At 66.8% G+C, this 9,266-nt stretch carries 10 protein-coding genes; 3 read left to right on the top strand and 7 right to left on the bottom strand.

Annotated features, from left to right (window positions below):
* Nucleotides 1-66: 66 nt before the first annotated feature.
* Nucleotides 67-1,365 carry a flavohemoglobin expression-modulating QEGLA motif protein gene (locus OMP44_RS24445; protein ID WP_007162583.1) on the bottom strand — a complete coding sequence of 433 codons (1,299 nt, stop codon included), beginning with the start codon at nucleotides 1,363-1,365 and terminating at the stop codon, nucleotides 67-69.
* Nucleotides 1,366-1,455: 90 nt separating this feature from the next.
* Nucleotides 1,456-1,881: a VOC family protein gene (locus OMP44_RS24440; RefSeq protein WP_133862875.1), complete on the bottom strand. Its 426-nt coding sequence runs from the start codon at nucleotides 1,879-1,881 to the stop codon at nucleotides 1,456-1,458.
* 138 nt (nucleotides 1,882-2,019) lie between these two features.
* On the opposite strand from OMP44_RS24440, the gene OMP44_RS24435 reads away from it, so the two are divergent.
* A complete protein-coding gene (locus tag OMP44_RS24435; protein ID WP_280311540.1) occupies nucleotides 2,020-2,886 on the top strand; it encodes a LysR family transcriptional regulator in 867 nt (288 codons plus the stop codon).
* Nucleotides 2,887-3,060: 174 nt separating this feature from the next.
* On the opposite strand, the gene OMP44_RS24430 is transcribed toward OMP44_RS24435, so the two are convergent.
* Entirely contained in the window at nucleotides 3,061-4,671 is a 1,611-nt protein-coding gene (locus OMP44_RS24430; protein ID WP_280311539.1) for an inorganic phosphate transporter, read from the bottom strand.
* 153 nt (nucleotides 4,672-4,824) lie between these two features.
* Here OMP44_RS24430 and OMP44_RS24425 point away from each other — a divergent pair, with 153 nt between their 5' ends.
* Nucleotides 4,825-5,466, top strand: coding sequence for a hypothetical protein (locus OMP44_RS24425; protein ID WP_280311538.1), 642 nt, complete (start codon nucleotides 4,825-4,827; stop codon nucleotides 5,464-5,466).
* Nucleotides 5,467-5,513: 47 nt separating this feature from the next.
* On the opposite strand, the gene zapE is transcribed toward OMP44_RS24425, so the two are convergent.
* From zapE to OMP44_RS24410, 3 genes are all read right to left on the bottom strand, one after another.
* Nucleotides 5,514-6,563, bottom strand: a complete 1,050-nt coding sequence (gene zapE, locus OMP44_RS24420) for a cell division protein ZapE (RefSeq protein ID WP_280311537.1) — start codon at nucleotides 6,561-6,563, stop codon at nucleotides 5,514-5,516.
* An 81-nt stretch (nucleotides 6,564-6,644) separates the two neighbouring features.
* Nucleotides 6,645-7,031, bottom strand: a complete 387-nt coding sequence (locus tag OMP44_RS24415; RefSeq protein ID WP_133862870.1) for an MAPEG family protein — start codon at nucleotides 7,029-7,031, stop codon at nucleotides 6,645-6,647.
* 68 nt (nucleotides 7,032-7,099) lie between these two features.
* A complete protein-coding gene (locus OMP44_RS24410; protein WP_133862869.1) occupies nucleotides 7,100-8,272 on the bottom strand; it encodes a multidrug effflux MFS transporter in 1,173 nt (390 codons plus the stop codon).
* Between the two features lie 112 nt (nucleotides 8,273-8,384).
* Between OMP44_RS24410 and OMP44_RS24405 the strand changes: the two genes are divergently transcribed.
* Nucleotides 8,385-9,014, top strand: a complete 630-nt coding sequence (locus OMP44_RS24405; RefSeq protein WP_133862868.1) for a TetR family transcriptional regulator — start codon at nucleotides 8,385-8,387, stop codon at nucleotides 9,012-9,014.
* Here the strand turns inward: OMP44_RS24405 and OMP44_RS24400 are convergent.
* The gene (locus tag OMP44_RS24400) at nucleotides 8,996-9,190 is read right to left on the bottom strand and encodes a cation transporter (protein ID WP_133862867.1); all 195 of its coding nucleotides are present in this window, start codon (nucleotides 9,188-9,190) and stop codon (nucleotides 8,996-8,998) included. The two genes, OMP44_RS24405 and OMP44_RS24400, sit on opposite strands and share 19 nt — an antisense overlap.
* Nucleotides 9,191-9,266 lie beyond the last annotated feature (76 nt).

Here is a 9,266-nt window from a genome sequence, read left to right as displayed (position 1 = left end):
CGTCGCCTTGAAACGAAAAAGCCCCGGCCTGCCGGGGCTTTTTCATGTCAGCGCCTGAGCAGACTCTTAGAGGATATTGGCGTAATCCGCCTCGATCCGATCCAGGCTCAGGTGATTGAGGAAGTTGGAGAAGCACATCCAGGCCGCCAGGGCGTTGAGGTCCTGGAATTGCGCCGGCAGGTACTTGGGCGGTACCACCACGCCTTCGTCCACCAGTTGGCGCAGGATGCGCATGTCTTCCAGGGTGGTCTTGCCGCAGAACAGCAGCGGGATCTGCTCCAGCTTGCCCTTGCGCACCGCCAGCTGGATGTAGTTGTAGATCAGGATGAAGCCCTTGAGATAGGACAGGTCCTTGGTGAAGGGCAGCCCCGTCGGCGTCGAGCCGCGAAACACCCGGCTGGCGTTCTGGTAGCCCGACTCCAGGTCGTAGCCCTGCTCCTGGAAAAAGCGGAACACCTCGAGGAAATCGGCGCCGTCCTCGGCCAGGTGGATGGCGCGGGTGCGATTGGTCAGCTTGCGCAGCCGGGTCGGATAGGAGGCGAAGGCGATCACCTCCATGAGGATCGCCAGGCCTTCCTGGGTCACGGTGGACGACGGCGGGCCCTTGGCCAGGAAGGTGCAGATCGGCTGGTTCTGGCCATTGAGGGTGGTGCCGACGTGCACCAGGCCCTCGTGGACCTCCAGCGCACGGACGTCGCGTTCGTTGAACAGGGCGTCGGCGCGCACCTTGATGTAGTCGGCGCCGGCCGCGGCGTCGGCGACGATGCCATCTGACTCGAACACCCGGATGGTGCCTTCCGTCTCACCGAACACCCGATTGAGGCGCGCCTGCAGGATGGGCACGGCGTCCTTGGCGGTGAGGGTCTTGGGTTCGTCTTCCAGGGCGCCGCGATGGGCGATGTTGTCCAGGTAGCTGGACATCATCATGCCCAGGTCGGCCAGGGTCGGATCGCCGGCATGGAAAGCGTCCGAGGCCGCGCCATAGAGCTCCTGGGAGATCAGGCCGAAATCCGGGGTGCCGCGCGCCTGCAGCATGCGGATCACCATGCGGTATTCGCGGCACATGCGCCTCATGATCTGGCCGACCGGATTGAACTGGCCGAGCTGGCGGGTGACCTCGCGCTCGATGCTCTGGAATTCGCCCTTGAGCGCATCGCCGTCGAAGCCCAGCGGGCGTCCCTCGTAGAAGGCGCGATCCACCGCCGGCAGGCGCTTGCCCTTGCCCTCCAGGAAACCCTGGCGCACCCCGTCGTCCCACTTCACCGCATCGAGGATGCGGATCGGCGCCTGGGCCGCGACGATGCGATCGGACAGCTGGCGGATGGTCTGGTGATAGGGATCGAGAAAGGGCTGGCGGGCATTCATGGCGGCAACCGGGCGACGGGCAAGGCTGCAAGGATGGCCGCTGCCGCGTCTTTTGCCTAGGTTGCGTGACATCAGACCTGCCGAGTCGTCCTATTTGGCGAACAGCTGGCTCATGTCCTTGAAGGCCTTGAACTCCAGGGCATTGCCGCAGGGGTCGAAGAGAAACATGGTGGCCTGCTCGCCGACCTGGCCCTGGAAGCGGATATAGGGCTCGATGACGAACCGGGTTTCCCGGGCGCGCAGACGCTCGGCCAGGGCTTCCCACTCGTCCCAGCCCAGCACGATGCCGAAGTGCGGTACCGGCACGTTGTGCCCGTCCACGGCGTTGGTATGGGCCTCGTCCTGGGACGCGGTCTTGGGGTGCTCGTGGATCACCAGCTGATGGCCATAGAAGTCGAAGTCGACCCAGTGATCACTGGAGCGACCTTCGGCGAGGCCGAAGACATCACCGTAGAAGTGCCGGGCGGCGGCCAGATCGTAAACGGGAATGGCGAGGTGAAAGGGCGACAGGGCCATGCTGGGAAATCCTGCTGAGGGGGAATGCAGCCATTCTCACCCCAGGTTTTCCTGTGCATAAAGCGTATTTTACTGCCCCCGAGCGACAAAAATTTTGGGGCTCGCTACAGTGGCCTCTCCTGACTTCAGGCCACCATCATGCTTCGCGAACTCAAGACCCTGCTCGCCGTGGCCCGCCATGGCAGTTTTGCCGCGGCCGGTCTGCACGTGGGCCTCACGCCCTCGGCGGTGAGCGCCCAGATCCGCACCCTGGAACAGAATCTGGGCGTGAGCCTGTTCGACCGCAATGGTCGCAGCGCCCTGCTCAATGCCGCCGGTCGCCGGGCCCTGCCGCTGGCCGAAGAGATCCTCGCCACCTACGCGCGCATGGCCGGCGCCGGTGACGAGATCCAGGGCGAATTGCGCATCGGCGCCATCGCCAGCGTCCAGACCGGCCTGCTGCCCGGCACCCTGGTACGGCTGCGCCAGCGGGCGCCACGCCTGGAACCGCGGCTGGTGCCGGGCGTATCCCTGGCGCTGCTCAGCCAGGTGGATGCCGGCGAGCTGGATCTGGCCATCCTCATCCGCCCGCCCTTCGAACTGCCCAAGGAGCTGCACGCCACCACCCTGCTGCAGGAACCCTTCGTGCTGATCGCGCCGCCGGACCTGCCCGGCGATGATCCGCGCCTGCTGCTGGAAACCCAGCCCTTCATCCGCTACGACCGCCACTCCTTTGGCGGGCGCCGGGTCAGCGCCTTTCTGCGCGAGCAGCGGCTGGCGGTGCGCCAGGTGCTCGAACTGGACGAACTCGATGCCATCGTCAAGATGGTGGAACACGGCCTGGGCGTGGCCCTGGTGCCCTGCGCCGGCCTCTGGCTGGAGCATCCCCGGGTGCGCCGGCTGTCCCTGGGCCCCCTCACCTTCCACCGCGAACTGCAGGTCATCGCTCGCCACGCCGGGCGCGACCTGCCGGCCGTGGCGCTATTCCGCCGCTGCCTGACCGAAGCCGTGTCAAAGCCTGGTTAAAATCTCGCGAGCTAGAGACAAACAAGGCCTGGGCGGCCCCGCGAAAATAGCTGAGGAAGCGGATCGGACCCGCGCTCGGGTTTACGAGTGGTAAATGAGCATTCCGACGGGGCTGGCCTTCCAGGCCATTTTCAACACAGTTTGGCCGACGCGCAGCAGATTTTGATCAGGCTCTTAGAACAGGTGCACCAGCAGCCAGTAGAGTGACGCGGACAGCGCCATGGCCACCGGTAGGGTGAGCACCCAGGCCAGCGCCAGATTGCGTACCGTCGCCCACTGCAGTCCGGAGCCGTTGGCGGCCATGGTCCCGGCCACCCCGGACGACAGCACATGGGTGGTGGAGACCGGCAGGCCGAAGGCGTCCGCCGCGCCGATGGTGCCCATGGCCACCAGTTCGGCCGAGGCGCCCTGGGCATAGGTCAGGTGGGTCTTGCCGATACGCTCGCCGACGGTGATGACGATGCGCCGCCAGCCGACCAGGGTCCCCAGCCCCAGGGCGATGGCCACTGCCACCTTGACCCACAGCGGGATGAAACGGGTGGCCTGGTCGATCTGCCGCTTGAACTCCTTGAGATCCTCCTGCGCCTTGGGCGCCAGCCCCGGCAGGTGCTCCTTTTCCAGCAGGCGGATGGATTCCGAGGCCAGGTACATGGCGTTGCGCACGTTGGGCATGCTCTGCGCCGGCACGTTGTTGAGCGCGCCGTACTGGCGCACCTCGCGGGCGATGTCGTCGGTGATGGCCGCCAGCGCGGGCAGCACCTCGGGGTTGCTCTGCCGCTTGCGCACGAATTCCAGCAGCACCCCGTGGGGATCGGCCGGTGCGGCCTGGGGCGCCGCCTGGCGCAGGCCGCTGGCGGTGACCTCGGCGACGGCGGCGAAGGCTGGCGTGGCCGTGGCCGGCACGGCTCGGTTGAGCGCATAGGCGGTCGGCAGGGCGCCGACCAGGATCAGCATGATCAGGCCCATGCCCTTCTGGCCATCGTTGGAACCATGGGCGAAGGACACCCCGGTGCAGGTCAGGATCAGTAGGCCGCGGATCCACGGCGGCGGCGGCTCGGCGCTCTTCGGCTCCTGGTAGAGCGTCTGGTCGCGCACGATCCGCTTGAGCAGCACCAGCAGCAGCGCGGCGCAGGCGAAGCCGATCAGCGGCGAGAACAGCAGCGCATAGCCGACCTTGGCCACCTGGCCCCAGTCCACGCCGCTGCTGCCATCCATCCCACCCAGCCAGGCATGCATCAGACCGACCCCGATGATGGAGCCGATCAGGGTATGGGAGGACGACGCCGGCAAGCCCAGCCACCAGGTACCGAGATTCCAGATGATGGCGGCGATCAGCAGCGCGAAGATCATGGCGAAGCCCTTGCCCGCGCCCATTTCCACCACCAGGTCCACCGGCAGCAGGGCGATGACGCTGAAGGCCACCGCACCGCTGGAGAACAGCACCCCGAGGAAGTTGCAGAAGCCGGACCAGAGCACCGCCGCATTGGGCGGCAGCGAGTGGGTGTAGATGACGGTGGCCACGGCGTTGGCGGTGTCGTGGAAGCCATTGACGAATTCGAAGCCGAGGGCGATCACCAGCGCCAGCGCCAGACCGGCGAAGGGCAGCCAGGTGGTGGGCGGCGACTGGGCATCGCTGACATCGTTGTGGATACCGCCGAGGGTTACCGCCAGACCGGTTAGCAGCAGCGCGATGAACAGCACGATCCGCAGCGGACCGGGCTTGCGCGAACTGTGCAGGGGATGGGACAGCGGTGACAGGGAGGCGACTGGACTGGACGAAGGCATGGGGCGAACTCCGACACGGGATTTGCCTACCCTGCGCCGGCCACATGACGCTTTTACGTCAGCGAGGTGGCCAGACGACGGATGACCGTCGCGGGCTTTTTTCCACGTCGTCCCTGCCCTGCTAGGCTGGGACTTTGCTCAAGGATCTCGCCGATGTCCCCGCGCTGGCTGCTCTGCCCCCTGCTGCTGCCCCTCGTCACCGGCGCCCTGGCCGCCACGGAGCCTTCACCGCGCAGTTGCGCCCAGGAAATCGGGCAGCGGCCCGCTCAGGCCCTGGCCACCACCTGCCGAGCGCTTTCCCCCGCCACGCGACCGCCCTGCAACGCGGCCAACAGCTGCGCCCTGATGCAGGACGAGATCGCCCGCAGCTGCGCCCTGTTCGGCGATGGCGAGGCGGCCAAGGAACCCGGTTGCGGTCCGCTGCCCAGCAGCGCCGAGGCGGCGGCGGCCGTGGTCCGGCGTTACTACCGGGCGCTGGATGCGCGGGACTACGGCACCGCCTGGCAGCTATGGGGAAGCGATGGCCAGCCCGGCAACAGCTACGAGAAATTCCACCAGGGCTATGCCAGGACTCGCAGCGTCCAGGTGACCCTCGGTCAACCTGGCCCGGTCGAGGGTGCGGCCGGTTCGAGCTATGTCAGCATCCCGGTGACGATCAAGGCGCGCCTCGCCGACGGTACCCGCCAGACCTTCAGCGGCCGCTATCAGCTACGCCGGGTCAACGACGTCGACGGCGCCTCGGCCGAGCAGCGCCGCTGGCACCTGGACGGGGCGAAGCTGAAGGCCGAGCGCTAGGCTCTGTATGAAAGGTCGCCGAGCGCAGGCACCTTTCGTACAGAGCGCTAGTCCAGCCCGATCTGCCGCAGCTGGGATAGCCGGCTGCGCGTCCGCGACATATCGGCGATCTCGCTGTCGGCCAGGGTCTCGTCGAGGGGCGCGGTGCTGACCAGGAACAGCGCCAGGCGACGGTCGTAGAGCACGTCCACCAGGTTGATGAAGCGCTGGCGGGCGGCGGGACTGGCGTCGCGCAGCGGCGGCACGGCATCGAGCAGCCAGCGCTGCCAGGTTTCGCTCAGGGTCAGGTAGTCGAGGACCGCGGTGGGGCCTTCGCAGAGATCGGCGAAGCTGAAGTGCAGCAGCCCCTCCGCGGCGCTGATGGCGGGCAGGCTGCGATGGCCTACCGGTACCTCGATCCGGGTCTCCGCCAGCGGCGGCAGCCCCAGCGCCTGGCGCTGTTCCAGGCTGCCCGGCCAGAGATAGGCACCGATACCGAAGGGATCGGGCTCGGCAGGACTGGCGCCGCGATAGTCCTGGGGACCGGCCACCGCGAGGATGCCCATGCGCGTCTCGATCAACCGGATCGCCGGCAGGAAGCGCTCGTGGTAGAGCGGATTGGGCAGCAGTCCTTCCGGCGGATAGTTGGAGGTGGTGATCAGCACCACGCTGCGGCTGAACAGCGCCTTGAACAGCCGGGTGATGAGCATGGCGTCGCCGATGTCATGCACATGGAATTCATCGAAGCAGAGCAGTCGGCAACCTGCGAGCAGTTCGTCCAGGCTGGCGGCCAGGGCATCGCCACCCGGCGGCTGGCGAAACATCCGCTCGTGCAGTTCACGAAAGAAGGCATGGAAGTGCACCCGGCGCTTCTCGGCGAATGGCAGGGCGGCGAAGAAACCGTCCAGCAGGAAGCTCTTGCCGCGCCCTACCGGGCCCCAGAGATAGAGACTGCGCGGCGCCTGGCGACGGAACAGGCGCGGGCGCAGGAGTTCGTCGGCGAGCTGGGCAAAACGGTCGATGGCGGCCTGTTGCGCTGCATCCAGGGTATAGCCGCGGGACTGGGCGAGCTCGGCGAAGTGCCCCAGCACCTGCTGGGCGGGCGAAGGAGACGTCATGCAGGCGGCCAGCCGGGAAAGACAGGGCGCTAATGAAGCTACAGCCGTCGCTGCCGGTCAAGACCGGCAGCGACGTTGCACTCAGGCCGCGGCGATGAACAGGCAGAGGCAGCAAAATATCCCGCCGACCCAGGCCAGCGAACGGCGGGTGGCGTGGTCACGGATATACAGCCAGGTATAGGCGATGCGGCTCAGCAGGAAGAGGAAGGCCCAGAAGTTGATGGTGCCCTGGTCGGCGCCACCGGTGACATGGGCGACGATTACCGCCGCGGCGAACAGCGGATTGATCTCGAAGGCATTCTGCTGGGCAGCGTTGGCCCGCGCCCGGGCCCCCTCCAGCTTGCCGAGAAAGCTGCGCGGATCCCGATTGTCCTCGGGCGTGAAACCGCTGCCCTTGAACTTGGCGTAGTAGGCCGCGCCATAGGGCACGAGGTAGACGAGGAAGATGCACCAGTAGGCGAAGGTCATGTCGGCGTCCCTGGAAGGATGAGGGTTCGCCTATCTGACCTGCCGCGCCGGGAAAAATCCACTCTACCTCAGACGGCTGTGGATCTGTGGGTCCAGCGCGCCATCAGCGCGGTCGCCACCGCGCAGAGCGCCAGCACCGCGCACATGGGCACCACGGTGCCGTTGTGCAGGGCGCCCACGCTGCTGGAAGCCAGCGCCGCCAGGATGAATTGCAGGCTGCCCATCAGCGCCGAGGCACTGCCGGCATTGGCGCCCTGCCCGGCCAGGGCGCAGGCCGAGGCGTTGGGCACGATGCCGCCGAGCAGGGCGATGGCGCAGAACAGCGGGACCATCAGCACCGGCAGGGCCTTGGGCTGGAAGGCGCCGACCAGCAGCAGGACCAGTCCCGCCGCGGCATAGGCCACCACCGCGCGCCGCAGCCAGAAGGCCGGGCCCTGGCGGACCACCAGGCGGGCATTGAGCTGTCCGAGCAGGATGAAGCCGGCGGCGTTGAGGCCGAATACCCAGCCGTAGTGCTCGGGTTTGACGCCATAGAGTTCGATCAGCACGAAGGGCGAACCGGAGATGTAGGCGAACATTCCGGCCATGGCGATGCCGCCGGTGAGGGTGTGGCCGATGAAGGTGCGATCGCGCAGCAGCCGCAGGTAGTTGCGCAAGGCCCCCCGCAGCGGCGGCCGCGGATGGTGCGCCGGCAGGGATTCGGGCAGCCAGAGCGCCACCGCGGTGCCGCAGGCGGCGGCGAACAGCGCCAGGCTGACGAAGATCGCCTGCCAGCCAAAGGTGCTGAGCAGCAGGCTGCCGGCAAAGGGCGCGATGATGGGGGCGATCCCGGTCACCAGCATGATCTGCGAAAAGGCCCGCGCCGCGGCCATCGGCTCGCAGAGATCGCGTACCACGGCCCGCGCGATCACCATGCCGGCGCAACCGCCCAGGGCCTGGACGAAGCGCGCGGCGATCAGCCAGGGCAGGTTGGGCGCCAGGGCACAGCCCAGCGAGGCCAGGCAGAACAGGCCGATGCCGATCAGCAGCGGCAGGCGGCGGCCGAAGCGGTCTGCCAGGGGGCCATAGAACAGCTGGCCGCTGGCAAGACCGGCGAAATACACCGCCAGACTCAGCTGCACGTGTTCGATATCGGTGGCGAACGACCGTGCCAGCGAGGGGAAGCTGGGCAGGTACATGTCGATGGCGAAGGGAGCGAAGGCCGAGAGGGCCCCGAGAATCAACAATAAGCGAAAGGTCATGAAGCCTGATCCGGTGGAAGCGGAAATGTCACGCAGTTACATACAATCATGTTTGTAAAAGCGGCGAGGCGAGCTAGACTGCGTGGCAGACCCACTGCCAGTCAGATCACCCATGCGTCGTACGAAAGAAGAAGCCGAACAGACCCGCCAAGCCATTCTCGATGCGGCGGAAGCCCTGTTCCTGACCAATGGCGTGGCGCGTACCAGCCTGGAAATGATCGCCCGCGAATGCGGCGTCACCCGGGGTGCAGTGTACTGGCATTTCCAGAACAAGGCCCACCTGTTCCACGAAATGCTTAGCCAGATAAGGATCCCGGCCGACGAACTGACCGAGCGCCTGCGCGTCGACGGCGAGGAAGACAGCCTGCAGCGGCTGTTCAAGCTGTGCATCGAAGGCATGGCGAAATTCACCCAGCCCGGGCGGGAGCAGCGGGTGATGACCATCCTGCTGCACCGCTGCGAATTCACCGAAGAGCTGCGCGAGGCCGAGGAGCGCGATCTGCAGTTCCTGCGGCAGTTCATCCGCATCACCGACGCCCTCTTCACCGCCCAGGCCGCCCGCCTGCAGCCGGGCGTGACGCCGCAGCTGGCCAGCCGGATGTTGCACAGCCTGTTTCTCGGCACCCTCTCCGATCTGCTGCGCGACGAACAGACCTTCGCCCCGCTGCTGGCCGCCGATCAGGTATTCACCACCTTCTTCCGCGCCATCGTGCGCGACTGGACTCAGTCGGCGACGGTATAGCCCGCCTGCTCGATGGCCTGACGGAAGGGCGCATTCACCTCGGCGCTGTCGATACGCACCTCGCCCGCCTGCAGGTCCACCTCCACCCGGGCGCGATTGTCCACCTTGAGCACGGCGGATTCGATGGCGCTCACGCAGTGGGCGCAACTCATTCCGATCACCTTGATGACATGCATGGTCTGCTCCTGTCGGTCTTGACCTCTTTCTCCTGACGCCAGCGCCAGGCTCGGGTTCCAGTGTTGACCTTGACCC

Source organism: Pseudomonas flavocrustae, from assembly GCF_029872515.1.
GTDB classification, from domain to species: Bacteria; Pseudomonadota; Gammaproteobacteria; order Pseudomonadales; family Pseudomonadaceae; genus Chryseomonas; species Chryseomonas aestiva.
Note: the sequence above shows the minus strand (reverse complement) of the source record. Positions and strands in the feature narration are given on the sequence as shown.

What these genes read in the sequence shown, in the direction of transcription:
- OMP44_RS24445 (WP_007162583.1), bottom strand. Translation starts at nt 1,365, where the DNA reads ATGAATGCCCGCCAGCCCTTTCTCGATCCCTATCACCAGACCATCCGC.
- OMP44_RS24440 (WP_133862875.1), bottom strand. Translation starts at nt 1,881, where the DNA reads ATGGCCCTGTCGCCCTTTCACCTCGCCATTCCCGTTTACGATCTGGCC.
- OMP44_RS24435 (WP_280311540.1), top strand. Translation starts at nt 2,020, where the DNA reads ATGCTTCGCGAACTCAAGACCCTGCTCGCCGTGGCCCGCCATGGCAGT.
- OMP44_RS24430 (WP_280311539.1), bottom strand. Translation starts at nt 4,671, where the DNA reads ATGCCTTCGTCCAGTCCAGTCGCCTCCCTGTCACCGCTGTCCCATCCC.
- OMP44_RS24425 (WP_280311538.1), top strand. Translation starts at nt 4,825, where the DNA reads ATGTCCCCGCGCTGGCTGCTCTGCCCCCTGCTGCTGCCCCTCGTCACC.
- zapE (WP_280311537.1), bottom strand. Translation starts at nt 6,563, where the DNA reads ATGACGTCTCCTTCGCCCGCCCAGCAGGTGCTGGGGCACTTCGCCGAG.
- OMP44_RS24415 (WP_133862870.1), bottom strand. Translation starts at nt 7,031, where the DNA reads ATGACCTTCGCCTACTGGTGCATCTTCCTCGTCTACCTCGTGCCCTAT.
- OMP44_RS24410 (WP_133862869.1), bottom strand. Translation starts at nt 8,272, where the DNA reads ATGACCTTTCGCTTATTGTTGATTCTCGGGGCCCTCTCGGCCTTCGCT.
- OMP44_RS24405 (WP_133862868.1), top strand. Translation starts at nt 8,385, where the DNA reads ATGCGTCGTACGAAAGAAGAAGCCGAACAGACCCGCCAAGCCATTCTC.
- OMP44_RS24400 (WP_133862867.1), bottom strand. Translation starts at nt 9,190, where the DNA reads ATGCATGTCATCAAGGTGATCGGAATGAGTTGCGCCCACTGCGTGAGC.